The sequence below is a fragment of the Rhodococcus sp. P4_E4 genome (assembly GCF_056401575.1).
This window is the reverse complement of sequence record NZ_JBFUJB010000031.1, coordinates 19,515-43,936: the sequence shown is the minus strand read 5'-3', so window position 1 is coordinate 43,936 and position 24,422 is coordinate 19,515. Positions and strand designations below refer to the sequence as shown.

24 protein-coding genes are annotated in these 24,422 nt (G+C 62.4%); 9 read left to right on the top strand and 15 right to left on the bottom strand.

Going from position 1 to position 24,422, the window contains the following annotated elements; genetic code table 11:
- Positions 1-17: 17 nt before the first annotated feature.
- Genes AC1DVN_RS28515 through AC1DVN_RS28475 form a run of 9 tightly spaced genes read right to left on the bottom strand, consistent with a single transcriptional unit; the run spans position 18 to position 8,814 of the window.
- The gene (locus AC1DVN_RS28515) at positions 18-572 is read right to left on the bottom strand and encodes a hypothetical protein (protein ID WP_477994576.1); all 555 of its coding nucleotides are present in this window, start codon (positions 570-572) and stop codon (positions 18-20) included.
- Entirely contained in the window at positions 569-1,807 is a 1,239-nt protein-coding gene (locus tag AC1DVN_RS28510) for an MlaD family protein (RefSeq protein WP_019746823.1), read from the bottom strand. Before AC1DVN_RS28510 ends, AC1DVN_RS28515 begins: the two co-directional genes overlap by 4 nt.
- The gene (locus AC1DVN_RS28505; protein WP_019746824.1) at positions 1,804-2,877 is read right to left on the bottom strand and encodes an MCE family protein; all 1,074 of its coding nucleotides are present in this window, start codon (positions 2,875-2,877) and stop codon (positions 1,804-1,806) included. Before AC1DVN_RS28505 ends, AC1DVN_RS28510 begins: the two co-directional genes overlap by 4 nt.
- Complete coding sequence (locus AC1DVN_RS28500) at positions 2,877-3,956, bottom strand: MCE family protein (RefSeq protein WP_019746825.1); 1,080 nt, start codon at positions 3,954-3,956, stop codon at positions 2,877-2,879. The genes AC1DVN_RS28505 and AC1DVN_RS28500 overlap by 1 nt, the downstream gene beginning before the upstream one ends.
- The gene (locus tag AC1DVN_RS28495; protein WP_037133987.1) at positions 3,953-4,945 is read right to left on the bottom strand and encodes an MCE family protein; all 993 of its coding nucleotides are present in this window, start codon (positions 4,943-4,945) and stop codon (positions 3,953-3,955) included. Before AC1DVN_RS28495 ends, AC1DVN_RS28500 begins: the two co-directional genes overlap by 4 nt.
- Positions 4,942-5,952, bottom strand: coding sequence for an MCE family protein (locus tag AC1DVN_RS28490; protein WP_019746827.1), 1,011 nt, complete (start codon positions 5,950-5,952; stop codon positions 4,942-4,944). Before AC1DVN_RS28490 ends, AC1DVN_RS28495 begins: the two co-directional genes overlap by 4 nt.
- A complete protein-coding gene (locus AC1DVN_RS28485) occupies positions 5,949-7,133 on the bottom strand; it encodes an MCE family protein (protein WP_020906103.1) in 1,185 nt (394 codons plus the stop codon). Before AC1DVN_RS28485 ends, AC1DVN_RS28490 begins: the two co-directional genes overlap by 4 nt.
- Positions 7,130-7,975, bottom strand: a complete 846-nt coding sequence (locus AC1DVN_RS28480) for an MlaE family ABC transporter permease (protein ID WP_019746829.1) — start codon at positions 7,973-7,975, stop codon at positions 7,130-7,132. Before AC1DVN_RS28480 ends, AC1DVN_RS28485 begins: the two co-directional genes overlap by 4 nt.
- A complete protein-coding gene (locus AC1DVN_RS28475; RefSeq protein WP_020968384.1) occupies positions 7,975-8,814 on the bottom strand; it encodes an MlaE family ABC transporter permease in 840 nt (279 codons plus the stop codon). Before AC1DVN_RS28475 ends, AC1DVN_RS28480 begins: the two co-directional genes overlap by 1 nt.
- 228 nt (positions 8,815-9,042) lie before the next feature.
- On the opposite strand from AC1DVN_RS28475, the gene AC1DVN_RS28470 reads away from it, so the two are divergent.
- Positions 9,043-9,681, top strand: coding sequence for a carbonic anhydrase (locus tag AC1DVN_RS28470; RefSeq protein WP_019746832.1), 639 nt, complete (start codon positions 9,043-9,045; stop codon positions 9,679-9,681).
- 97 nt (positions 9,682-9,778) lie between these two features.
- Entirely contained in the window at positions 9,779-10,522 is a 744-nt protein-coding gene (locus tag AC1DVN_RS28465) for a DUF4232 domain-containing protein (RefSeq protein ID WP_477994569.1), read from the top strand.
- 25 nt (positions 10,523-10,547) lie between these two features.
- Here AC1DVN_RS28465 and disA read toward each other — a convergent pair whose 3' ends face one another.
- Positions 10,548-11,633 (bottom strand): DNA integrity scanning diadenylate cyclase DisA, encoded by a 1,086-nt coding sequence (gene disA / locus AC1DVN_RS28460; protein WP_024487741.1) that lies wholly within the window; start codon positions 11,631-11,633, stop codon positions 10,548-10,550.
- A 96-nt stretch (positions 11,634-11,729) separates the two neighbouring features.
- On the opposite strand from disA, the gene AC1DVN_RS28455 reads away from it, so the two are divergent.
- A complete protein-coding gene (locus AC1DVN_RS28455; RefSeq protein ID WP_019746834.1) occupies positions 11,730-12,290 on the top strand; it encodes a PaaI family thioesterase in 561 nt (186 codons plus the stop codon).
- Between the two features lie 23 nt (positions 12,291-12,313).
- Here the strand turns inward: AC1DVN_RS28455 and radA are convergent, their stop codons facing one another.
- Both radA and AC1DVN_RS28445 read right to left on the bottom strand, forming a co-directional pair.
- The gene (gene radA / locus AC1DVN_RS28450; protein WP_003945739.1) at positions 12,314-13,747 is read right to left on the bottom strand and encodes a DNA repair protein RadA; all 1,434 of its coding nucleotides are present in this window, start codon (positions 13,745-13,747) and stop codon (positions 12,314-12,316) included.
- Between the two features lie 98 nt (positions 13,748-13,845).
- The gene (locus AC1DVN_RS28445; protein ID WP_021342814.1) at positions 13,846-14,481 is read right to left on the bottom strand and encodes a copper chaperone PCu(A)C domain-containing protein; all 636 of its coding nucleotides are present in this window, start codon (positions 14,479-14,481) and stop codon (positions 13,846-13,848) included.
- 265 nt (positions 14,482-14,746) lie between these two features.
- On the opposite strand from AC1DVN_RS28445, the gene carD reads away from it, so the two are divergent.
- The 5 genes from carD to rlmB are packed head-to-tail and all read left to right on the top strand — an operon-like array spanning position 14,747 to position 18,819.
- On the top strand, positions 14,747-15,235 hold the full coding sequence (gene carD, locus AC1DVN_RS28440) for an RNA polymerase-binding transcription factor CarD (RefSeq protein ID WP_003945666.1): 489 nt from the start codon (positions 14,747-14,749) through the stop codon (positions 15,233-15,235).
- A gap of 22 nt (positions 15,236-15,257) precedes the next feature.
- A complete protein-coding gene (gene ispD / locus AC1DVN_RS28435; protein WP_029254433.1) occupies positions 15,258-15,956 on the top strand; it encodes a 2-C-methyl-D-erythritol 4-phosphate cytidylyltransferase in 699 nt (232 codons plus the stop codon).
- Positions 15,957-16,433, top strand: a complete 477-nt coding sequence (ispF, locus tag AC1DVN_RS28430) for a 2-C-methyl-D-erythritol 2,4-cyclodiphosphate synthase (RefSeq protein ID WP_020968387.1) — start codon at positions 15,957-15,959, stop codon at positions 16,431-16,433.
- 11 nt (positions 16,434-16,444) lie between these two features.
- A complete protein-coding gene (gene cysS / locus AC1DVN_RS28425; protein ID WP_003945830.1) occupies positions 16,445-17,839 on the top strand; it encodes a cysteine--tRNA ligase in 1,395 nt (464 codons plus the stop codon).
- A 2-nt stretch (positions 17,840-17,841) separates the two neighbouring features.
- Complete coding sequence (gene rlmB, locus AC1DVN_RS28420) at positions 17,842-18,819, top strand: 23S rRNA (guanosine(2251)-2'-O)-methyltransferase RlmB (RefSeq protein WP_019746838.1); 978 nt, start codon at positions 17,842-17,844, stop codon at positions 18,817-18,819.
- A gap of 34 nt (positions 18,820-18,853) precedes the next feature.
- Here the strand turns inward: rlmB and AC1DVN_RS28415 are convergent, their stop codons facing one another.
- Together AC1DVN_RS28415 and AC1DVN_RS28410 are read right to left on the bottom strand one after the other, a co-directional pair.
- A complete protein-coding gene (locus tag AC1DVN_RS28415; protein WP_477994568.1) occupies positions 18,854-20,635 on the bottom strand; it encodes an ABC transporter ATP-binding protein in 1,782 nt (593 codons plus the stop codon).
- On the bottom strand, positions 20,632-22,260 hold the full coding sequence (locus tag AC1DVN_RS28410) for an ABC transporter transmembrane domain-containing protein (RefSeq protein ID WP_477994567.1): 1,629 nt from the start codon (positions 22,258-22,260) through the stop codon (positions 20,632-20,634). Before AC1DVN_RS28410 ends, AC1DVN_RS28415 begins: the two co-directional genes overlap by 4 nt.
- 199 nt (positions 22,261-22,459) lie before the next feature.
- On the opposite strand from AC1DVN_RS28410, the gene AC1DVN_RS28405 reads away from it, so the two are divergent.
- Positions 22,460-23,449: an iron-siderophore ABC transporter substrate-binding protein gene (locus AC1DVN_RS28405; RefSeq protein ID WP_031330914.1), complete on the top strand. Its 990-nt coding sequence runs from the start codon at positions 22,460-22,462 to the stop codon at positions 23,447-23,449.
- Between the two features lie 4 nt (positions 23,450-23,453).
- Here AC1DVN_RS28405 and AC1DVN_RS28400 read toward each other — a convergent pair whose 3' ends face one another.
- Positions 23,454-24,251: a helix-turn-helix domain-containing protein gene (locus AC1DVN_RS28400; RefSeq protein ID WP_019746842.1), complete on the bottom strand. Its 798-nt coding sequence runs from the start codon at positions 24,249-24,251 to the stop codon at positions 23,454-23,456.
- Positions 24,252-24,422 lie beyond the last annotated feature (171 nt).

Below are 24,422 nucleotides of genomic sequence, written 5' to 3'. Positions count from 1 at the left end.
GACGCCAGACCTTCGGGTCACAACAACTGCACGTTACTCAGTTTCCACTCGCCGTCCTCGCGGACCAGAGAAAGTTGCATGCGGTTACGGTCGATCCTCGGATCGGGGGAGTTGGTATTGGTGATCGTCTGATCGAGGAACACGAGCACCTCGGCGTTGTCGCAATCACTGCTCGCCAGCCCGGCTGAAATGATCTGAGCGGACGAGGTCGCCTGATACTGCACGATCATGTTCTGCAGGTTGGCTGCCACCTGGGCGTACTGACCGGCGAACTCTCCGACAGAGTTGTCACGCACCACGGAAAGATTCTGATCGAGGTTCTGGAAGTTGTACGTCGCAAGATCAGTGGCGAATTGTCGTCCGCTGTCCAGTGCGCTGGTACGCGCGTCTTCGTCGGCCGATTTCTGCCAGGTCGCGAATGCGCCCCATCCGAGCGCCGCGACCACGACCAGGACGCCGGCAACGATCAACAAGGTCTGCTTGCGAAGCCGCTTGGGCTTTTCGACGATTGTGGGTGTCGGACTCTCGGGTGTCGGACTGTCGGGGGTCTGGGATTGGGGTGTCTCGGTCATTGCGTTCCTTGTACTAGTAGTGCGGCAAACGAGTTGTCACCGAGAACGGTGTTCTGACCACCGTTGAGGCCCAGACGAATCGACGTTCCGTCACCGGCCGCAACTGTGCCGAGAGCAGGATCGTATTCGGCAACCCCGTCGATCGTTCCAGTTCCGGTGGGGACGTTCTGCGAACCGCGATTCTGGATCCGGCCCGACTGGTCCGCGCAGTGTTGGTTCTTGTCGAGCGTGGTCGGTGAGGTGTCCTGTACCGATCGCCGGGGCGTGTCGTAGATACAGACCGGGCCGAGTGCTGTGATCAGATCAAGCTGTGCCCGTCCGTCTTTGACGATACTTCCGAACTTCTCGAATCCTTTGGGCACCACCACCAACAAGGCATCGACGGCAGGCATCCGTGCAGTGACGATCTGAGTGGAGACGAGAGAATTGGCCAACAGCAGACTGAACGGCTCACGACTCTGTTCGATGAGAGGCAGTATCTGATTGTCGAGAACACTCGGGCTTCGATCGAGGAGTGTGCGCAGTTGCGGATCGGAGTTTCGTACCTGATCTGTCAATTGGCGAAGTGTGAGTGCAACTTCGGGAAGAGCGTCAACATTTTCCTCGTTCGCAGTGAACAGTGAGCGCGAGTTCTCGACGAGTGTGTTGACACGCGGTTGATCGGCTTGGACAGTGCGCGCGAGCACGTCGAAGTTGTCGACGAGCGCCTGCAGATCCGGACCCAATCCGTTCAATCCCTCACCGAGTTCGTGCGAGAGGGTACGCAGATCTGCCGGATCGACGGTGTCGGCAGCAGCGTTGAAATTCGCAATCACGGTTCCCAACGCGACCGGGATCGAAGTGCGCTCAGTCGGAACAACCGAACCTTCAACCAGATACGGGCCGCCGTCGGTCTGCGAGGACAACTGAACTTTCAATACGGGAACGGCGGTGTCCTGGCTGATGGCCACATGCGAATCGTTGGGGATCTGTTTGTCGGCGGCGATGCTCAACGTCATCACGACGAGGTCCTGGGCAGAGTCCACCTCCACCGACTCGACGTCGCCGACGGTGACTCCGCGATAGGCCACTTCCGAACCCGGAGCGATTCCGGCCGCGTTCTCCAATTCGACGGTGACCGAGAACGTTCCGGTGAAAGGATCTCCGGCACCTACTTGTCGGAGCACATACGTCGTGCTGACCACCGCGATGAGGAGAAAGGCGACGATCTCGAAATAGACGGTTCGGTTCTTCATCGCGTTCCTCCTTGCAGGGGTGTCGTGATCGGCAGTTCCCGATCGGAGGCGGGCAGAGGTGGCAGTGGCGGTGCGGCGCCCGGAATTATCTCGTTGAGCACCCCGGTCACGGTGCCCTCGACATCGACGTCGAGGTCGATGTTCACGTAATCACCTGGGCTGGCGCGCTCGAGGAGCACTCTCGCGTTGTCCAGGTTGGACATGGTCTCACTCAGAGTCGGGCCCATTGCCGAGAACTGGTCGAGGATGGGTGACAGTCGTCCGGTGATCTCGGAAATCTGGTCGGCCGACTGGTCGAGCACGGAATTGGTTGCGGTACTGAGCCGATCGGTTTCGTCGAGAAGATCGAGGAGCGGTTGTCGTTGGTCGGCGATCACGCCCAACGCGGGTGTGAGTGTTCGCAAGCCTTCGTCGATGGTGGCGCTCTCGTCACCGATCAGAGCGCTGAGCCGGTTCAGTGAATTCAGTGCCGAATTGATCGATTCCTTTCGGTCGTCAAGTGTTCCGAGAAAAGTGTCAAGGCGCGCAAGCAGATCGCGGATCGTCTCCTCCCTGCCGTCGAGAATCTGATCAGCCTCACTGACGATGTTCTTGACCTGCGCCAACCCGCTGCCGTTCAACAGAGTTCCGACGGCGCCGAGCAGTTGTGCGACATCGGGTCCGCGCACGGTCTCCGATCGCGCGATGGTGGAACCTGGTTCGAGCCTGGGGCCCGTTGGATCGACCGGAACTTCGAGGTTGACAAATGCGTCGCCGATCGGGGTGGACAGCTCGATCCGAGCGCGAGTGCCGACGGGTAGTTCGATGTCCGATTCAATTTCTGTATGTACTACGGCTGCAAATGTTTCCGCGCTCATCGACGTGACTCTGCCGACCACTGCCTGGCCGATCCGCACCTCGCCGCCGACGGGGAGTAATGACGCATCGACGAATTCCATGTTCAGCGGGTACGACTCTCCTGGCAGACCGCGCCCGAGGGGGAGGTGCTGGAAGTTGAGACTGCAGCCGGTCAACGGCGCCGCGATGACAAGTGCCACGACAACGCTCACCACGGACTTGTTCGACGCCATCAGTTGCCCCCACCGAGGATGCGTGCCAGGTCGGAGCTGCCTGCCGAAGGAAATTCGATGGGATTGACGATCCCAGGCCCGGTGCACAGCGGAATCGGCATCTTCTCGCACAGTTCTCGCGTCGTGTCGAACTGTGAGAGATCGGTGGCGACGTTCAATCGCGCTCTGGCTCGGCCTTCTTCGGTGACGAGGTTGGCGACGTTCTCGAATCCCGTTGGTGCCGTTTCGATGATCTCGCGCAGTTGGTCCTGTTTGGTCGCGACTGCACCGGCCAACTGTGCGAGCGCACCCAGATCGGCGGTGACCGCCTCGCCGTGTTCGGCGAGTAGCGCTGAGACCTGTCCGAGCAACGTGGTCAGGGAATCGAGCGCCCCGCTGATGTCTTCTCGCTGGGTACTGAACGCGCGGGCGGTGACTGTCACCGAATTCGACAGCGAGTCGACCTTGGTCTGGTTGTCCGCGATCAACTGCACGAGGGTGTTCAGGTTCTTCACGAGTTCGGAGATTTCGGGACTTGCACCCGCCAGTACCGAACTAGCCTGTGAGATGGACCGAACGGCATCGTTGAATGCTTGCCCGTTGCCGTCCAACGCGTGGGCGCCTTCTCCGATGAGGTCACCGATCCCACCGCCGTCCGCGCCAGGGCCGAGCGCCACCGTCAGTTCGTTCACCGATGCGGTGAGCTGGTCCCATGTCAGAGGGGAGTGAGTTCGTTCGAGAGGGATCACTGCGCCGTCCGCGAGGAACTCACCGTCCTCGTAGCCGGGGCCGAGTTCGATCGTGCGGTCGCTGATGACCGAAGGAGACAGGACCCAGGCCTGCGCGTCGGCCGGTATGCGTGTTCCGGACGGCAGGCTCATCGCCACTCGTACCCGGGACCCTTCCGGCGTGACGCTCTCGACCCTCCCGCTGGGAACTCCGAGAATAGTCACCGTGTTTCCGGTGAAGATGGCGTCGGTCGAGGTGAATTCGGCAGTGAGAGTGAGTTGGTGTTCGTCACGCGTGACGAACAGGACCGCACCGATCGCGCAGATCATTATCGCTGCCAGCACGGCGAGCTTCTTGACGGTCGTGGTCATCGACACCCCTGAACGAGCCCGACGACGCACAACCAGTTGTCCGGGATGAGGGTGGAGGGTGAGTTGAGGTCGAGCCAGTTGCCGTTACCGGTCGCATTGGTGACGTACCGAACGCTGGGGGCGAAGTTGTCGAGCAACGTGGTCAGTGATTGTTCGTTCTCGGAAAGAACTCCCGTCACCTCGTGGATGTCTCCCATGACCGAGTCGACCAATGCCTGGTTGTCACCCAGGAACTGGGCAAGTGTGGTGCTCAACTGATTGAGGTCTTGTACAAGCGCATTCAGCACATCTCGCCGGTCGGCGATCGTGGCCATCACCAGGTCCGCATTTCCCAGAAGGGTTTGCAGAGTGTCCTTCTGCTCGATCAGTGTTGCGGTCGTCTGCTGCGCTCCGGTGAGAAGGGAACGGAGCGCAACGTCGTTGTCGTTGACTACTCCGGAGAGTGCGTCGATTCCCTCGAGCGAGCGGCGAATGAGTTCGGGATCGTCCGGTGAGTTGTCGGACACCACGGTCAGCATGTTTCGCAGTTGTTGCAGATCAAGGTTTTCCGAAGTGGATTGTGCTCCTCGTCCGAGATCGTCGAGAGTGAACGGAACACTCGTGTTCTCGATGGGAATGGTCGAACCTGCGGGTAACGAGCGCGATCCGTTCGGAGTGATGTCGAGCGAGCGTCGGCCGAGCAGAGTCGAGATCTTGATGTCCGCGCGCGAGTTTTCGCCGAGAGTGACGCCGTCGTCGAGTCGGAAGGTGACTTCAACGGAGTTGCCGCTGACCGCCAACGAGGTGACCACCCCGCTCGGGACTCCCGCGACGTTGACCGGATCGTCCTGCGTCAATCCGGTGGCGTTGGCAAACACGGCGTTGTACTCGTTGGTCTTGACCTTCAAGATCAGTTGAGGGACAACGAGTGCGGCCAGAACGACACAGACTCCGACGAGAATGCAGATCATTCCGTTGCGGACGGGGTTCTTGACGGTGAGCCAGTTCATCGGCACACCGCCGAACGCTCGGGGCCGCCGAGAGTCACCGATTGGTCCAGCGCGCTGAGCCGGAAGTTACAGATGTAGATGTTCGCCCAACTGCCGTAGCTCATTGCGATTCCCAATTGGGTGAACAGTTGATCGAATGCGGTGATACCGGTCGCCAGCGACTCACGATTGTCGACGACGACGCTGGCCGACTGATCGATCGAAGTCAGCGCGCCAGCCAAGTCCGGTTCCACGCGCGTCACCAAGTCCTGAAGGGAAGAAGTCAGGGCACCTGCGGAATCAACTGCGGCCGAGATCTGTTGGCGATCCTGTGCCAAACTGCCTACCAGCGTGTCGAGCGTGTTGATCATCTCGACGAAGTTGGGTCGATTCGTCGTCGTGACGGTGAGTACCCGGTCGAGGTTGGTCAGTAGTTGGTCCAAGATCGCGTCTCGGGACGTCAAGTTCTCGGTGACGGCAACTGTGCGCTCCAGCAGGCTTTCGATGGTGGAACCTTGTCCTTGGAATACCTGGACGACATGTGCGGCAAGCTCGTTGACTTCTGCGGGGTCAAGTGCGTCGAACAGGGGACGGAAACCGCCGAGGATGTCGGTGAGGTCGATCGCCGGCTGAGTCTGTTCCACGGGAATTGTGGCTCCGGGGGAGAGGTAGTTGCCGGCTACGAGTTCGCCCTGTCCGGGTTCGATCGAGATCGTCCGTGCCCCCAGCAGATCTGCATACCTCACCACAGCCCGACCGTCGGTCGGAATACGTTGTGTAGATTCGAGTTCGAAGCCGACGACGGCTTGGTTGTTCACCAACTCGACGCTGTCGACGCGCCCTACTCGCACCCCGGCGATCTGAACATCGCTGCCGGTGACCAGGCCGGAGGCATTGACGAAGACGGCCCGGTACTGCGAACTAGACCCGGAGACTGGGTTGATCAGAGTGCTCACCACGACCACGGTGGCGAGAATCGACAGCGCGGCAAACAGTCCGAACCTGATCAGCGATTTCTTCACGCTCATCCGCCCACCACCGTCGTGCCGCGAAATACCGGCCCCGCCACGAGAGTGTCCAAAGCTGTACCGCCCTGGGTGATAGCTGAGATCAGGGATTGTTCGGCAGGGCTGCCGACCGGGCCGACGGTTCCGCCGAACGCGGTCGCGGCGGCAGGGCAGTTGGGGCCGCGGGTCCCGTCGTATTGTGGGCAGTCGGTCTTTCCGTACGGATACAGATCTGTGACAGACAGGCGCAAGTCAGTGCTGAGCCAGGGACCGTGCGCCAATGCGGGCGGGAGTTTGATCGTGAGATTGCGCAGGCCGTTGTAGAAGGTGGTGATGTGGTCCGGCCGCGAAGTGATTGCACCGGTGAGGGAATCGGCGTCGTCGACCAAGGTGATCAGGCGGTCGCGATTGTCGCCGATCAGACTCGTGGCAGCAGATCCAGTGCTGGTGCCTGCTCGCAGAAGCCCCGCCAATCCGTCGGATTTCTCGACGACGGTCTTGGATGTGGTGATGGAGTTCTCGAATGCGGCGAGCATGTCGGGCGCACTCGTCGAGAGACTGTCGGCGAGCGTGGCTATGTCGTCGAGATCGTCACCGAGTCCGTCGATGACGGGCTGCGCACCGACCAACGCTTGGTGGACTGAATCGAGAGACTCACCGATCTGGTTTCCCTTGCCGCTCATCGCATCCGAGACTGCCGTGAGTGCCACGTTGATGTCGGCGGGGTCGAGGGAAGAAACGAGCGAGTAGATCCGTGAGATCGATTGGTAGAGCTGGACCGCGACTTCGGACTGATCTGATGCCAACTCGGTACCCGGCGCGAGAGCAGGACCGCGCGAGAGACCGTCAGGTTGAATCAGGTCCACGAAGAAGTCGCCGAAGATGTTGCGGGGCATCAGCCGCACCTGACTTGTCGACGGTATGTCCTCGAATGCACCCTCGTCGATTGCGAGTGAGATGGTGGAAGCGGTGGTGCCAGGCTCGATGTCGGCGACCGAACCGACGACGACGCCGCGGTACTGAACCGAGGATCCGACTCGCAGCGCACCGGCGCTGGCAGGGACGACAGCACTGACCTGCGGTGTGGAACTGAACGTGTCCGTGCCCCTGCTGAACAAGAAGACGTAGGCGACGATCAGGAGGACAATCGCAAGTAAACCACGCAGTGCCAGTGCAATTCGACTGGTGCCCGTGACGATCATCCGGTCAACCCGGGCACCTGAGGTTTGAGTCCCCAGAGCGCGATGGTCATGGCGACGTCGGTGAAGGCCAGGAAGACGATGCTGGTGCGCAGCGCTCGCCCGGCTGCTCGCCCGACGCCTTCAGGTCCGCCCGTCGCAGTATAACCGTAGTAGCAGTGCACGAGGGTCACGACGACCGCGAACACCATGACTTTGATCAACGACAACCAGATGTCGTTGGGAGAGAGGAAAAGACTGAAGTAGTAGCCGTATGTTCCCTCCGACTGGCCTTTGACCCGGATCACCGCGAGCGCCGTTGCCATGTACGAAGCAAACAGGCCGACCAGGTACAGCGGGACCACCGCGATGAGCGCCGCGATCATTCGGGTGGTGACCAGGTATCGCAGCGAGGGAATCGCCATGACTTCGAGTGCGTCGATTTCCTCGGAGATCCGCATGGCTCCGAGCTGCGCGGTGAATCCAGTTCCGACCTTGGCAGCCAAGGTGATTGCGGCAACGAGTGGTGCGACCTCACGAGTATTCGCGATGGCGGACATCACGCCGGACAGCGGTGCGAGGCCGACGAGGTTGAGTCCGCGATAGCCCTCGAGTCCGATCTGGGAACCTGCGAAGAACGAGATCGCGAAGATCACGACGACGCTGCCGCCGCCGGCGAGCAGGGTGCCCGAACCGAATGCCACCTGGGCGACGAGACGGGCGACTTCACGCCAATATCGCTTGAGGGTTGCCGGAATCGAGATGATGACGCGCGCGTGGAACGTGAACTGATCGCCGAGTCGACTCAGACCGTCGACGGTGCGCGAACTGGCCCGCTTGGCACGAATTGCGATGGGCAGGTGCATCAGTAGGCACCCTTCACCGAGACGAACAGCGGGTAGAACTGGGTAATTGCGAGGTTGGCGACGAACACGAGGACAAACGAGAGCACGACGGTCTCGTTGACTGCGTCGCCGACGCCTTGAGCTCCGCGCTTGACGGTCAGGCCCTTGTAGCAGGCCACGATTCCCGAGATGAGAGCAAAGGCAACGGCTTTGATACCGGAGACGACGAAGTCGCTCGGTTGACTGAATTGAACGAGATTGCGCAGGAAGCTCTGTGCGTTGCCGTCGAGTATCAGGACGTGAACGAAGAGGCTTGCGCCCAAACCGATCACGAGAACTATCGAATTCAGCAGGAGGCAGACGACGGCAATTGCGATCATCCGCGGCACGACCAGGCGTTCCAACACCGGCAGGCCCAGTACTTCGAGCGCATCGATCTCTTCGCGGATCGTGCGCGCTCCCAAATCTGCGCAGATTGCGGAACCGCCGACGCCGGCGATGATCAGGGCGCAGACCAGCGGTCCGGCCTGTCCGATGATGAGGAACGCGACGACTGCACCGCTGTATGAACCCGCGCCGATTTGGTCTGCGAGCGAACCGATCTGGAGAGCTACGCCCACGCCGAGGGGAATCATCACCAGTGCCGAAGCGACCGAGGTGACGTGGGCGAGAAACCACATCTGGTCGAGCGCTTCACGCCAGGCGAGGCGCTTGTGTCGCAGAGTTGTGAAAGCGGCGACGCATACGCGAACGGTGAAGGTGAACAGCAGTCCGATCTCGGACAGCAGGTTCGAGAACATGTTCGTCTTGGCGGGGGAGGCAGGCGTTGCGTCCCCGGTTGTTCCAACTTCAGTGCTCACGCCATCCCCCTTTCCGGCCGAATCGTTCTGGTCGGGTTTCTTCGATCACACTCGGAAGGTCGAAGTGCTCCAGGTCACGTTCGGAGACGGTATCAGGAAACTGACTCTGAAGTAAGTTCCAATTCGGGCACGCCATCACAAGGCGTGAATGTGGACGCGGAGCTTCCGTTTGCGTCTACGCAACCTTCCCGGCGAGAGTCCGAAATGCGACGGGTGCACAATGAGTGAATGCCACGATCAAGCCCCATTTCCGCTTGGAAGTCCCTTCGCGAAGGCAACGAGCGATTTGTCAACGACGCGTCCATTCACCCCAGCCAGGGAATCGCCGATCGCGCGAAGCTCGTCGATGGGCAGCACCCCACCGCGGTGCTGTTCGGTTGCGGTGATTCGCGCGTAGCCGCCGAGATCATCTTCGATCAGGGCCTCGGCGACATGTTCGTCGTGCGTACGGCGGGTCACGTGCTCGACGATTCGGTGCTCGGTTCGATCGAGTACGCCGTTCACGTGCTCAACGTGCCGCTCATCGTCGTCCTCGGTCACGACGGTTGCGGTGCGGTGAAGGCAACGCTCGACGCCCTGGACAAGGGTGCGGTTCCCGACGGCTTCATTCGCAGCGTGGTCGAGCGCGTTGCTCCCTCCATCCTGATGGGTCGCAACGAAGGCTTGTCCACCGTCGACGAACTCGAAGGTCGACACGTCGTGGAGACCGGCTCGTTGATCATGCAGAGGTCGCGGATCATCGCAGACAAGGTGGACAACGGTGCGTGCGCGATCGTCGGCGTCACGTACACATTGTCCGACGGTCACATGCGAGTTCAGGGCGCGGTCGGCGACATCGGCGAGAGCGTCGAGACCGTCGAGGGTTAGATCTTTCGGGGCAGTGATACCCGGTAGCAGACAATGGGTACCGACACGCCGCCTCAGCTGACGGTTAGTGGACCCTGCGCCAACTACCGTTGAGTCCGTGTTGGAACCGAATGGACCACTGCCCCCCGAGATCTACTGGCGTCGCCGGGCGCTGGCCATTGGTGCCGCCGTCATTGCACTGGCGTTGATCATCTGGGCGGCGTCCGCCCTCTTCGGCGGTGGAAGCGATACTCCTGAGGCCAATTCGGCCGCTGCGAGTTATTCGCTGACGACGGACGTCTCCTTCACCCCCAACCCTTCCGGCTCCAACGCGCCGGACGGTAACGGTGGTTCGGGTGGCGGTGCTGCGGGTGGATCAGGTGGCTCGGGCACGCAGGCTTCGGGATCGTCGACGTCGGCATCGTCCTCGTCGACCACCGGCGCTCCGGTCCCGGCTGGTCAGTGCGCGGACTCGTCGTTGGCAGTCAAGGCGACCGCAGACAAGGCGACCTTCGCTCCCGGTGAAGAGCCGTCCTTCACGATCGTCATCACCAACATCGGTTCGGCACCCTGTGATCGAGATCTGGCGGGCGGCCTGCAGCAGGTGCTCGTCTACAGCATCGACGGCAAGACCCGTTTGTGGTCCAACGTCGACTGCTATCCCCAGCCCGCAGCCGACGTACGCAATCTCGCTCCCGGCGAGCAAGCTGCGTTCAAGGTCGCCTGGTCGGCCACGACGTCGACCCCCGAGTGCGCGACCGCGCAGAACCCCGAGCGCAATCCGGTGGGCGCAGGCGCGTACACGGTTGTCGGTCAGCTCGGCGCACTGCGAAGCTCCCCGGAGCCGTTCAACATCGCGTGAGAGCGGGCAAGCCCGAACAGGCCCGCTAGTTGAACGATCCGGTGATCGACGTCTCCGCGAGCCGGGAAAGTCCCTCACGTATGTGACGGGCCCACAGCCCGCCGATGCCCTCGACCGACTGCAGATCGGCAGCCGTAGCGGCCAGCAGCGACTGGAGAGTGCCGAAGGATCCGACCAACCGGTGGATCTGATGGAACTGCAATCGAGGCACACGCATCAGTACGCGATATCCGCGAGGAGTCATCGGAGTGTCGAGGGCTTCGATCGTGCCCGGATAACCGAGGACACGCGCAAGAGTCGTGAGATCGAGTAGGTCGGCGTCGGTGACGCGATCGAGTGCGACGAGGACGTTGTCCATCGCCGCGGTGCCGATGGGTTCGGGGCCGGCAAGGTAATCCCGAACGATCAGTTGACGTGCAATGTCGTTGTCGCCGACCAGTTCTTCGAGCTGCAGTGCCAGCTGGCGACCGTCGGTGCCGAGCTCGAGGACATCCTGCTCGATTTCGATCGACACACGGCGAACCATTTCGAGTCGCTGTACGACGGTCAACGCGTCGCGCAGAGTCACGAAATCCTCGATCTCGACCACCGACAGTTGCCGTGTCACTTCGTCGAGTCGCGCTTTGTATCGTTCGAGCGTCGCGACGGCCTGGTTGGCGCGCGAAAGTATGGTGGCCGAGCCGTCGATGACGTGCCGGATACCACCGACGTACACACTGACGATCGACATCGACTGACTGACCGAGACCACGGGATAGCCAGTTTGAATTGCCGTGCGCTCGGCGGCACGGTGCCTGGTGCCGGATTCGACGGTGGGAATCTTGTGATCGGGAACCAGTTGGACATTGGCGCGCACGATGCGTGTGCCGTCCGTCGAGAGGACTACCGCGCCGTCCATCTTCGAGAGCTCACGCAATCGGGTCGGTGCGAACTCCACGTCGAGGTTGAATCCGCCGTCACACAGCGCTTCCATCTCCTCGTCGTATCCGAGGACGATCAGCGCGCCGGTACGTCCGCGCAGAATTCGTTCGAGCCCGTCTCGCAAAGCGGTACCCGGCGCCAACCTGGCGATGGTCTCTCGCAATGCCGACGACGACTGTGTGTCCGCCATCGCACTGATCATTGAGAAACTCCCTGCTGAGGTCGATGTCACTTCGGTCGGGTCCGATGCCTGCGCCGGACTGATCCCCGTTTAGATTACCTATCCATGAGTAGTACCTGGACCCTGCCTGATGACCTGACTGTCCCGGAGCCGGTCGAATTCTTTCCGGCCGCCGGCGAGAAGTTGCCTCAGCACTGGTCGAAATGCTTCGGCTGCGGCGACGACCAGCCTGCGGGAATGGCGATGAGTTTCAGGGCTGGTGACGGGTTGGAAGTGACGGGCCGTCTGGAGGTCGCCAAGAAGTATCAGGGCGGTCCGGGGGTCATTCACGGCGGCATTTTGTCGACGGCTTTCGACGAGGCGCAAGGCATGGCATGCATGGCTCTCGGCTCGCCGGTGGTGACCGGGCACCTCGAGATCGACTTCGCCCGACCGATCCCGTTGGGATCGGTGCTCGAATTTCGGGCTCGCATCGACGGCGTTGTGCGCCGCAAGGTCTACACCAGCGCGGAAGCGGTGATCGTCGAAGGTCCGACAGCGGATCCGGACACGGTGGTGGGAACGTCCCGCGGACTGTTCCTGACCATCACGTCGGAACACTTCGCCAAGACCAAGGAGTTCGTGGACGGCGAACCGACTTCCCCGTTCGGCACCTCGTCGGTCTGACGCGGTAGTCGGCCGCAGGCCGGTCACTTCACCGGAGTGAGCTTGGGGCGAGACGGGGCTTGTTTGCCGCCCATCAATCCGGCATAGGCGAGTGCCTCGGCCAGGTTCGCTACTTCGTTGACGCGCATGCCGGGAATGTTCGGGCCGGAATCGACCGGCACGATGGCGCTGGTGAATCCCAATCTGGCAGCTTCGATCAGCCGTCGGTTCACGCCGGCAACTCGTCGAACCTCTCCGGCGAGTCCGACCTCGCCGAGGATGACGAGCCCCTTGGGGACAGGTTTGGCTTTCACAGCGGAAGCGACCGCTATGGCAAGAGCCAGATCGGCACCCGGCTCGGTCATCCGCATACCGCCGACGGTCGCGGCGTAGACGTCGGCCTTCGAGATCGACACCCCGACGCGGCGCTCCAACACGGCCAGAACCATGGCCACACGGGCGGTGTCGAGCCCACTGACGGCTCGACGAGGTGTCGGTAGAGGCGTGGCGGCGACGAGGGCCTGAACTTCACCGAGTAGCGGTCGCTTACCGTCCATCATCACGGTGACGGCCGTGCCTTCCACGGCTTCTTCGCGGTGATGCAGGAACAGGCCGGACGGATCGCTGATCTCGTTGATGCCCTGCTCGCTCAGCTCGAAGCATCCCACCTCGTCGGCCGCACCGAATCTGTTCTTGACGCCGCGGACCATGCGCAGCGTGGAGTGCTTGTCGCCTTCGAAGTGCAGAACCACGTCTACGAGATGCTCGAGCGAGCGCGGTCCGGCGACGGCGCCGTCCTTGGTGACGTGGCCGATCAGAAGCACCGGGATTCCACTGGCCTTCGCCAGGGAGGTCAAGGCGCTGGTGACGGCCTTGACCTGAGTCACGCCGCCGACGACTCCGTCGACGTCGGCAGCAAGCATGGTCTGCACCGAGTCGACGATGACCAGGGTCGGCTTGACCTGCTCGATGTGGCCGAGGATGGTCGCGAGATCGGATTCGGCCGCCAGATACATCCGTTCGTGGACAGAGTTGGTGCGATCTGCCCGAAGTCGAACCTGACCGGCGGACTCCTCGCCGGTGACGTACAACGCTCGATCATCCGCGCTGCGCATCGCCCAGCGGTAGACGACCTCGAGAAGTAGCGTCGATTTTCCGACTCCGGGCTCGCCCGCGAGCAGCACCACCGAACCAGGTACGACGCCACCGCCGAGGACGCGGTCCAACTCGCCGATCCCGGTGGGCTTGGCCTGCGTCGAGGTGCTGTCGATCTGTGTCAACGGCGTGGCCGGCGTCGTAGGGAGTACGGCGCTCGATCCCGCTTTGGCGAGTGAGGCGCCGGCGCGACTGGCGACGGGTGCCACTACCGCGACCTCGGTCATCGAGCCCCACGAATCGCAGTCCGGACATCTACCGACCCACTTGGGCACTACCGACTGGCATTCGGAGCATCGGTAGTTCGATTTCACTTTGGCCACCGGGACAGACTAGAGGCGGGGTCCGACATGGACCCCGCCTCTAGTGTGATTCTGAAGTTGTTCTGCGAAGCGCAGTGTGCGCCTTGGTGATTCGGCGCTCAGTGCCCGGCTTCTGCGACGTCGGGCGACTTGTCCGACTCGTTGCGCTCGAGCTGCGGGCCTGCGTCGACCGGTACGTCGACGGTGACCGAGCCGGCCTTCTCGAACTTGAAGGTGATCGGGACGGTCAAGCCGGGGCGAACGCCTGCCTTGATGTCCTGCAGAACGACGAGAGTGAGCGCAGCGGGTGCGTCGTCGTTCTCTTCGTTGTTCTTGATCTGGGTCTCTGCCTCGGTCGCGGCACCTTCGCCTGCGGGCAGCTGGCCGGCCTGCAGCGACGTCTGCGGCTTGATCGTCAAGCCGCCTACCTCTTCACCTGCGATGACGCGTGCTGCGTAATCGGTGGTGATGCTGACGAGCTTGTCCGTGGTCTCGGCGCTGTCGTTCACGACGGTGAACGCGAGCACGGCGTTGCCGCCCGGCTCGATGCTGTATTCCTCGGACGAGGGGTAGGCGATGTGCACGTTGCGCAGTGCGATCTCACCGAGGTTGGCGCTGTTGCCGTTCACGGCGGCCTGCTGGACGGCGGTCTGGCTCACCTGTCCGGAACCGCAAGCGGACAGCGCGATGGCTGCGCCTGCAGCCAGTGCAATGGCGGTAGCGACTCGACGAGTCGGCTTACGGATAGCAGTCACGATTTGTCCTCCACGGCGTCAGGTTCGCACTCCACTAGGCAGAGTAGTAGATAAGGTCCCGCGGGCTGGCCGTCGGGTCGCCACAACGGTTGTCTGCGTGGGCTTTCAGTCGGTTATGCAGGGGTGCTCCAGACCAGTTGGATGCACGTACAACAAGCCCTGTCAACCCCTACGCTCGAGCAAGGATGCCCCTGACCTGCACAGTTGATGAGTGGTCGGTTCTTTCACGTGTTAAACTAGTGGAATCGAAAGGGGCACGGGACACATGATTTTCAAGGTCGGAGACACCGTCGTATACCCCCATCACGGTGCGGCGCTGATCGAAGCTATCGAAACCCGCACCATCAAGGGTGAGCAGAAGGAGTACCTGGTTCTGAAGGTCGCTCAAGGCGATCTCACAGTACGGGTTCCTGCAGACAACGCAGAGTACGTCGGAGTTCGTGACGTGGTCGGCCAAGAAGGCCTCGACAAGGTTTTCCAGGTTCTGCGAGCACCGCACACCGAGGAGCCCACCAACTGGTCTCGTCGATACAAGGCAAATCTCGAGAAGCTTGCCTCAGGTGACGTGAACAAGGTTGCAGAAGTTGTTCGTGACCTGTGGCGTCGTGAGCAGGACCGCGGGCTTTCCGCTGGTGAGAAGCGCATGCTCGCCAAGGCTCGTCAGATTCTCGTCGGAGAGCTCGCGCTCGCCGAGGGCACTGACACCGAGAAGGCAGAGACCATTCTCGACGAGGTCCTCGCGGCCGCGTCCTGACTGCAACACAACAAAGCTGACAGTGGCAGTAGTAGCCCTGGTACCTGCCGCAGGTCGGGGAGTGCGATTGGGCGAGAAATTGCCCAAGGCATTTGTCGAACTCGGTGGGTGCACCATGCTTGCACGCGCGGTCGATGGACTCCGGAAATCCGGAGCGATCGACCGCGTTGTTGTCATTGTGCCGCCTGAACTGGTCGAATCCGTCGTAGCCGACCTCGGTCGTGCAGCGGACGTCGACGTCGTCGGTGGTGGTGCCGAAAGAACCGATTCGGTTCGAGCCGGTCTCAGTGCTGCCGGCGACGCAGATTTTGTACTCGTGCACGACGCCGCGCGGGCATTGACACCACCGGCGTTGATCGCGCGCGTCGTCGACGCTCTCCGAGCCGGCAGCTCCGCTGTCATCCCGGTACTCCCGGTTACCGACACGATCAAGTCGGTCGACGTACTCGGCGCAGTCACCGGAACGCCTCTGCGTTCGGAGTTGCGTGCGGTTCAAACTCCTCAAGGCTTCTCCACCGACGTCCTGCGCAGTGCGTACGACGCCGGTGATGTCGCCGCGACCGACGACGCCGCTCTGGTGGAGCGTCTCGGTGTTTCGGTGCAGACGATTCCCGGCGACGCTCTCGCCTTCAAGATCACCACTCCGCTCGACCTCGTCCTTGCACGGGCGCTCCTGATCTCGGAGACAGAGTTGAGCGCGGACTCACAGGACGGAAAATAGATGCGCGTCGGTCTCGGCACGGATGTTCATCCCATCGAGGTCGGCCGACCTTGCTGGATGGCCGGGTTGCTGTTTGAGGAAGCAGACGGGTGCTCGGGGCATTCGGACGGCGACGTCGCCGTCCACGCGCTCTGTGACGCGTTGCTCTCCGCCGCAGGTCTTGGCGACCTCGGTTCGGTTTTCGGCACCGGCAGGCCCGAATGGGACGGCGTGAGCGGCGCTCGAATGCTTGCCGAGGTTCGTCGACTGCTCGAAGAGAACCAGTTCACCGTCGGCAACGCCGCGGTGCAGGTCATCGGCAACCGACCGAAGATCGGGCCGCGACGCGACGAGGCGCAGAAGGTGCTCTCGGACATTCTCGGCGCGCCTGTTTCGGTGTCCGCGACCACCACGGACGGGCTCGGCTTGACCGGTCGCGGCGAGGGGATCGCCGCCATGGCCACCGCGTTGGTCATGACAACCGAACACGACAGGTAAGATCGCTGGTCGTGACCCTGCGCCTATACGACACCGGTACGCGGGCCCTTCGGGATTTTGTTCCGTTGGCCCCCGGACATGCATCGGTGTACCTGTGTGGGGCGACAGTTCAGGGCGATCCTCACATCGGACACGTTCGTAGCGGCGTCGCTTTCGACGTGCTGCGACGCTGGCTGTTGGCGCACGGCAACGACGTTGCCTTCGTGCGCAACGTGACGGACATCGACGACAAGATTCTCAACAAGGCCGCCGGCGCCGGTCGACCTTGGTGGGAGTGGGCGGCGACGTTCGAGCGGTCGTTCACGTGGGCCTACGACCAACTGGGTGTGCTGCCGCCGTCCATCGAGCCGCGGGCCACCGGTCACGTGACGCAGATGGTCGAGATGATGGAACGCCTGATCGAGAACGGCCACGCGTACGCGGCGGGCGGCGACGTCTACTTCGACGTGCAGAGCTACCCCGAGTACGGCGCACTGTCCGGCCACAAACTCGACGACGTTCATCAGGGCGAGAGTGCGGCCGAGGGCAAGCGCGATCCTCGCGACTTCACCCTCTGGAAGGCCGTCAAGCCCGGTGAGCCCTCGTGGCCGACACCGTGGGGACCTGGCCGTCCGGGCTGGCACCTCGAGTGCTCGGCCATGGCGGAGTTCTACCTCGGGGCGGCATTCGACATCCATTGTGGTGGACGCGATCTCGTCTTCCCGCACCACGAGAACGAAATTGCGCAGGCCAAGTGCGCCGGCGACGATTTCGCTCAGTACTGGTTGCACAACGGCTGGGTCACGATGAGTGGCGAGAAGATGTCCAAGTCGTTGGGCAACGTTCTCTCGGTGCCGAACGTGCTCAAGAAGGTTCGTCCGCAAGAACTTCGGTACTACCTCGGTAGTGCGCACTACCGTTCCAATCTCGAGTACTCGGACGAGGCGTTGGACGAAAGCGCGAAGTCCTACCAGGGGCTCGAGTCGTTCGTCCTGCGCACACACAAGCGTGCGGGTGGCGTCGAACTCGGTACTTGGACCGAAGGTTTCGCGGCGGCTCTCGACAACGACTTGTCGGTGCCGATCGCGTTGGCCGAGATTCACGGCAAGGCGAGCGAGGGTAATTCCGCGCTCGCTGCCGGTGATCTCGACGCGGCTCGGGTGGCTGCCGGTCAGGTGCGGGCCATGCTCGCGATCCTGGGCGTCGACCCACTCGACGAGCATTGGACGCAGTCCGGTGGCGACACCGAGACGGCAATGGAAGCTTTGGACGTGTTGGTGCGGGCCGATCTCGATCGTCGGCAGCAGGCACGTACGGAAAAGAACTGGGCGGTGGCGGACGAGGTCCGCGATCGCCTCATCAAGGCGGGTATCGAAGTAACCGATACTCCCGACGGACCCGAATGGTCCCTTAAGGCAGGGCAGTAACAATGGCTGGAAACTCGAGCAGGCGCGGCGCAGTCCGTAAGGGCGGCACCAAGAAGGGCCAGGTTGCCGGTTCCGGTGGCCAGCACAAGCGTGGTCTCGCCGGCCGCGGTGCTACGCCTCCCGCCGAGGCACGCACCAAGCACCCAGCGGCGAAGCGTGCAGCGCGCGCCGCCCGGGCCGACGATAAGCAGAACCAGGGCCGCGGTGGCCGTCCGGGGCCGGGCCGCAAGGTTCTCGACGGTCCCGAGACCGTGCTCGGTCGCAACCCGGTGGTGGAGTGCCTGCGCGCGGGTGTTCCGGCGACGGCGCTGTGGGTGGCTGTCGGTACCGAGAGCGACGACCGGTTGAAGGAATCCGTTCAGCGGGCTGCCGACGCCGGTATTTCCATTCTCGAGGTGCCGCGCTCGGATCTGGATCGCCTCAGCGCCAACGGTCTTCACCAGGGCATCGCTCTGCAGGTTCCGCCGTACCGCTACGCGCACCCGGACGATCTTCTGTCCGAGGCACGTAAGCACGCCGAGCCGCCACTGCTCGTCGCGCTGGACAACATCACCGATCCCCGCAACCTGGGTGCCGTTGTGCGCTCGGTCGCAGCTTTCGGTGGACACGGCGTCGTGATTCCGGAGCGTCGTAGCGCGAGCGTGAGTGCTGTCGCTTGGCGTACCAGCGCCGGTGCTGCCGCTCGTCTGCCGATTGCTCGGGCAACCAACCTCACTCGCACGCTCAAGGACTGGGCGTCGAAGGGTGTTCAGGTCGTCGGTCTCGACGCCGAAGGTGACACCACTCTCGACGATTTCGACGGCAGCGGTCCTGTGGTGATCGTGGTCGGTTCCGAGGGCAAGGGCCTTTCGCGCCTCGTCCGCGAGAACTGCGACGCGATCCTGTCGATTCCGATGGCGGGTCCGGTCGAGTCGCTCAACGCCTCGGTTGCCGCCGGAGTCGTCCTGGCGGACATCGCCCGCAGGCGTCGTAGCAGCTGAGTTGTAACGGCTTTCAGGTGAGCCTGGCGGGGTTCTAGCTCCGTACCGACCAGGCTTCCCACAGTGCAGCGTAGGAACCGTCCGCGCCGATCAGTTCGTCATGTGTCCCGCTCTCGACCACGCGGCCACCGCTCATGACGAGTATGCGATCGGCGCGGACTGCTTGGCTCAGGCGGTGTGCGATCACCACGGCAGTCCTGCCGGTGACTGCGAGCTCGGCTGCCTGATCGAGTAGACCTGCTGCAGTGGTTCCGGCTTCGGCAGTCGCCTCGTCGAGGATGACGACGGGCGGGTCGAGCAGAGCCAGCCGGACGAGGGCTATGTGCTGTGCCTGTGCCGCCGTCAACTGGTACCCGCCCGCCCCGACCCTGGTCTCGAGCCCGTCCGGAAGCTCATGGATCCATTGAGCTTTCATCGTTTCGACGGCTTCGGTGATCTTCGCATCGTCCGAATCTGGTGCGCACAACCGGAGATCGTCGGCGATCGTCCCGACGAACACGTGAACTTCCTGGCTGACCAGGACGACTTTGTGCCGAAGTTCGGCATCACTCAGGTCGTCAATCGGTGTGCCGTCGACGGTGATTCGCCCGTCCCCGACGGGAATGATGCCGGCAATCAGTTTGGCGAGTGTGGTCTTTCCGGCACCACTGCTGCCGACGACGGCGATTCGTTCCCCCGGTGCGATCGAGATCGAGATCGAATCGATCACCGGGGTGGAGTTGTCGTACGAGTAAGAAACCCGCTTCACGTCGACTCCGATGGGTGCGGACCGAGCCGAGGCAGGATTGCCCGCGGGACGCCCGGGCATCGCGGTGACACCGATCAGGCGAGCCAGGCTGGCACCCGCATCCTGCAATTCGTCGATGTTCGAGAGAAATACCGCGATGGGGCTGAACAGACTGTGGAAGTAGAGCGCAGCGGCGGTAGCGGCCCCGATGGACACCGATCCCGTGGTCACGAGCCAGTAGCCGACGCTCAGGACCGCGGCCAGTCCGAGCAGTTCGGCGCCGTTGAGTTGAGCGAAGAAGTTGGTGCGCAGTCGAACTGCCTGCATGTCGAAGCTGATGGCATGCTCGGAGGTCTCGGCGATTCGGCCGATGTGCTCGTCGGTTCGACGCAGGGCAGTGACAGTACCTGCACCACCCAGGGTTTCGATGAGCTGCTGTCCCCGCCTGGCCTGCGCAGCGCGAGAGCGTCGGTAGACGGGTCCGGAGCGTCGGAGGAAATGGCGAAGAGCGAAATAGTGAATTGGTGCAACGGCAACGATTGCCACGGTGAATCGCCAATCGATCACTCCCACACCGACAAGCGTCAGTGAAATCATGAACAGGGCGGACACCGTTGCGGGCAGCACCCGTGCGATAACGGTGTTGACCGCTTCGACGTCACCCGAGACCCGGGAAATCAGATCACCGGTTCCGGCATCCTCGACCAGTGACGACGGCTGCGCGAGCGTGGCGGCGAACACGTCCTCACGAAGATCGGCCAGCACGTTCTGCGCGACATTCGCGAGAAGCTGTGTGCTCCACCAGGTCAGCGCAACTCCTGCTGCCGCTGCACCGAGCATGAATGCGGTGATACGCAGAAGTGAGACAAACGGTTTGCCCTCCGTAACCGCATCGACCATGAGCCCGAGCAGCGCCGGGGTGGACAGGCCGCAGGCCGTAGCGGAGAGAAGTACGACGGTCGTGAGTGCGAGCGCTCGCCCCCGTGGCCGAAGCAGTGCGATCAATGCGCGGACCGTCTGTGTGGTCGACGCGATCGGCAAGGCAGATGTAGCCGGAACAGCAGATGCATCCGGAAGGGTGTCGGTCACAGTGAGTCTCCGTCCCGAGCGGCGTGGTCGATCGTGACGACACGGTCACACGAATGGAGCAAGGTCGGACTCGAGGTGATCACCACAATGGCCTTGTCGGGAAAGTTTCTCAGTGAGTGTGCAATTCGATGTTCGGTGACAGAGTCCACGGAAGTGGTGGGTTCGTGGAGGACCAGGATCGGCTGGGGTTGATGCAAAGCGCGGGCGAGGAGAAGGCGTTGCCGCTGACCTCCGGAGAGTTTCTTTCCTTGCTCACCTACCTCGGAGAGGTGGCCGTCGGGCAGATGCGTCAACACGTCGTCGAGCGCAGATGACGTCATTGCCGACGAGTCGACGTTCGGTGCAGCCAGGTTGTCGAAGACGGTGCCGGTGAACACGGTTCCTTCATGAGCGGAGACGAACACCTGATCGCGAACTCCGTCCGGACCGAGTTCGGTTGCATCGGTGCCGAATACGAAGTAGCAGTCGGGGTCCAGCGGAGTCTGAAAGGCGAGTTGGCGTGCCAGTCGGTGAGCGGAATCGTGCGCGCGCACGCCCACCACCTCGCCGCGGCGAGCTGAGACGACAGTTCCGTTGTCCGTCGAAATCAGCAGGGCGTCTTCACTTCTGACAGCGCTGATCGGGGCGGTGGAGGGCGGCGATTCGATCAGGTGCGGCTCGGCCAGGAGTTCGGACAGCCTGCGTGCGGAGCCTCGCTTGGCAGCGAGTTCTGCACCGAAGAACCCCAGAGTTTCCATCGGACCGGCAATGACCCTGCTCAAGCCGACAACGGTGACGAAGTTGCCCACGGTGATCGTGCCTTGATGCGCCATCCACGCGGCTCCAAGTGCGACCGACGCCAGCACCAACGCGGAGACCCCGGAATTGAGCGCGGTCAGACTGGACATTGCTCTGACCGTCCGGATCGCTGCTTTCATCGACGCCCGGCTCGCCTTGACGTATCGCGACAGGGCAGTGGGCTCAGCCCCGAAACCCTTCAGTACTCGCAGGCCCAGCGTGAAATCAGTTGCAAGCATGCCTGCCTCGGCTGCCTTCTTCTGCTCTGCATACACACGCTCGTCCAGTGGACCGCTGATCTTGTGAATGAATACGAGCTGCGCAGCAGTGATGAGTACGACGATCAGTGCGAGCGGCCACGAGACGAAGGCAAGCGAAATCACTGCCGCGGCGAGCCCCGCAAAAGCTGAGCCCTGTTCGGCGACAACCCAGGAGAAGCCCGAGACGTGTGAGGCGTCCGAGGTGGAGATGGTGAGAACTTCACCCGTCGAGCGCTGAGCTTGCATGCCTCTGGCATCGAGTACCCGTCTGGCAGCGTTCAATCGTAGGTCGTGTTCACCGTAGACGAAGACCTGCGTGTTCAGGCGAACCGCGATGCGCCACGACAGAGCAAGTCCCACGAACAGAGCACACAACACAGCAAGCCACACGAGAAGTGCTGTGCTGTCGGACTTTCCGATTGCACGGTCGACGACGGTACCGATCAGCACCGGAATGAGGGCTTGAGCTACCTGATACGACGCCTGGCCGGTGACGGCTGCAACCAGTCGCGGGCCGCGTCCGGAGGAGAACGATCCGACTCTGATCATCTCCATCGGACCGGAACGAGTTTCGGGCAGCGCTGACACTCGTGAAACTCCTCGCCCAGATCTGAACACTCGTTGTGCAGTTCTACGGTAGAGCCGGAGCGGGTGCGGAAAGTGCTCGCAGATGCCAAGGGCTACGCGGCAGCGGACAGATGGAGTATCGACACCCCATTACCGGGATCAGGTCTCGATATACCTGCCTGGTCGAAACAAGTACGTTTGCGAAGAGAGCTGACAGAAGATGAAAAGCACTACCCGAATAGTGGCTGCGTTGGCCGCGATTGCCCTGCTCGCAGGCTGCCAGAGCAGCACCGAGTCAACAGCGTCGGAGGACACGACGCAGTTGGCCGAGGCCGGCGCTCTGCCGGTCACCGTAGATCACGCGTACGGCTCGACCACCATCGAGACCGAACCTCAGCGGATCGTGACCATCGGCTGGAACAGCCAGGATTCGGTCCTGGCACTGGGCAAGACGCCCGTCGCCATGGAGTCGTTCAGCGGGGCAGGCTTGGAGAACGGAATCCTGCCGTGGGACGAAGAATTGTTGGGCGACGTCGAACCCACGTTGCTCGACAGCACTTCCGGTGTGCCATTCGAGCAGATCCTGGCGTTGGAGCCGGACGTGATCATCGCGGTGGTCTCGGGAATCACCGAAGACGACTACGCACGTCTTTCTCAGATCGCACCCACGATTCCGTTCAAGGAGACCGCATGGGCGACTACGTGGCAAGAGCAGATGTCGACCATCGGTTCAGTACTCGGACAACCGAAGCGGGCGGCTGAGCTGATCGAGGAAACTGACGATTCCATAGCCGACCTGGCTGCTGGGTCCCCGAATCTGAACGGGAAAACCTTGACCTTCCTGTCGGGAAACATCGACGGCCTCACCAATTACTGCGCCGACGACGGCAGAGTCATCCTGATGTCCCAGCTCGGACTGAAGCAGTCGGCCGGAAGCGCAGAGCTGTGCGGGGACACCCAGGGGTCGGTGACTGCATCGCGCGAACAGTACAACGAACTGGACGCGGACGTGATCGTGCTCAACGACGCGAGTGGTCAGGGGCTCCCCGGATTGATGGGGGACAAGTTGTTTGCCGACCTGCCTGCAGTCAAGGACGGCAGGCTGATTCAGCAGCTCGGTCTGGCACGAGTCATGGCACTGGCTTCGCCCACGTCGCTGAGCGTCAAATATGCCTTCGCCGAACTGGTCTCGAAGATGAACGGCTTCTGACCAGTTAGGCTGACAATTCGCACGCGTCCGAGTAATAGTTCTTCGGTGTTCGTCCGGTGACCTTGCGGAACACGCTGGTGAAGGCGCTGGGGGTTTCGTATCCGACGCGACGGCTAACCGTCGAAACAGGAACGCCCGCAGCGAGATAGGACATCGCGGCGCGGACGCGGACTTGAATCCTCCACTCGGTGAAGGACATCCCCGTTCCCTGAGAGAACACGCGGCTCAGGGTACGGGGGCTTCCACCGACCACATAGGCCCAATCGGCAAGCCCGCGTTGATCGGCGGGGTCGGCGATCAAGCGGCGTGCAACGGCGAGGGCCCGGGGATCGGCGGGCATCGGCACTGCGACATCAGCCGCCTCGATGGGCGCGAGCGTGTCGAAGACTACGGATTCCGCCCGCAAGCGAGCCTCGGTAGGCATGTTTCGCTGGTGCAGATGGATGAGCATCGTCTTGACCACGTCGTCGATGCCGATGATCGCGGGTTTTGTCCACGGGTGGGGGAACGACTCGGGCCGGAAATAGGTGAAGCGAGCCTCGGTGGATGCGCCGAGCGTGATGCGCCGTGGAGTTCCAGCCGGAATCCACATGCCGACCGTCGGTGGGATCTGCCAACGAACGTCGTCGATGTACGCGCTCATCTCGCCGGAAGCGCCCCACAGGAGTTCGTGCTCGGGATGGCGGATCTCACGCCACGCGCGCTTCTGATCGCGCCCGATGGTGGACGTCGTCATGGCGAAGGGGAGCGGAACGTACCGGCCTGCCGGCACAGCCCAGTACGGAAATCCTGTGGAACTCATCGGTGGATCATACCGCGAATGACTTAGGTAATGCTTTCCTATTTGGTTCTTTGACGCAGGGCACGAGGGAGTGCGGTCGCGACAAAAGACCGAGGGTGGCACCGAGTCCGAAAACTCGATGCCACCCTCGATCACATTCCCCGACGGAGTGTTTACAGGTGGAGCAGGTGA

Coding starts and splice junctions, on each gene's coding strand:
- AC1DVN_RS28515 (WP_477994576.1), bottom strand. CDS start 572: ATGACCGAGACACCCCAATCCCAGACCCCCGACAGTCCGACACCCGAG.
- AC1DVN_RS28510 (WP_019746823.1), bottom strand. CDS start 1,807: ATGAAGAACCGAACCGTCTATTTCGAGATCGTCGCCTTTCTCCTCATC.
- AC1DVN_RS28505 (WP_019746824.1), bottom strand. CDS start 2,877: ATGGCGTCGAACAAGTCCGTGGTGAGCGTTGTCGTGGCACTTGTCATC.
- AC1DVN_RS28500 (WP_019746825.1), bottom strand. CDS start 3,956: ATGACCACGACCGTCAAGAAGCTCGCCGTGCTGGCAGCGATAATGATC.
- AC1DVN_RS28495 (WP_037133987.1), bottom strand. CDS start 4,945: ATGAACTGGCTCACCGTCAAGAACCCCGTCCGCAACGGAATGATCTGC.
- AC1DVN_RS28490 (WP_019746827.1), bottom strand. CDS start 5,952: ATGAGCGTGAAGAAATCGCTGATCAGGTTCGGACTGTTTGCCGCGCTG.
- AC1DVN_RS28485 (WP_020906103.1), bottom strand. CDS start 7,133: ATGATCGTCACGGGCACCAGTCGAATTGCACTGGCACTGCGTGGTTTA.
- AC1DVN_RS28480 (WP_019746829.1), bottom strand. CDS start 7,975: ATGCACCTGCCCATCGCAATTCGTGCCAAGCGGGCCAGTTCGCGCACC.
- AC1DVN_RS28470 (WP_019746832.1), top strand. CDS start 9,043: ATGCCACGATCAAGCCCCATTTCCGCTTGGAAGTCCCTTCGCGAAGGC.
- disA (WP_024487741.1), bottom strand. CDS start 11,633: ATGGCGGACACACAGTCGTCGTCGGCATTGCGAGAGACCATCGCCAGG.
- AC1DVN_RS28455 (WP_019746834.1), top strand. CDS start 11,730: ATGAGTAGTACCTGGACCCTGCCTGATGACCTGACTGTCCCGGAGCCG.
- carD (WP_003945666.1), top strand. CDS start 14,747: ATGATTTTCAAGGTCGGAGACACCGTCGTATACCCCCATCACGGTGCG.
- ispF (WP_020968387.1), top strand. CDS start 15,957: ATGCGCGTCGGTCTCGGCACGGATGTTCATCCCATCGAGGTCGGCCGA.
- rlmB (WP_019746838.1), top strand. CDS start 17,842: ATGGCTGGAAACTCGAGCAGGCGCGGCGCAGTCCGTAAGGGCGGCACC.
- AC1DVN_RS28405 (WP_031330914.1), top strand. CDS start 22,460: ATGAAAAGCACTACCCGAATAGTGGCTGCGTTGGCCGCGATTGCCCTG.
- AC1DVN_RS28400 (WP_019746842.1), bottom strand. CDS start 24,251: ATGAGTTCCACAGGATTTCCGTACTGGGCTGTGCCGGCAGGCCGGTAC.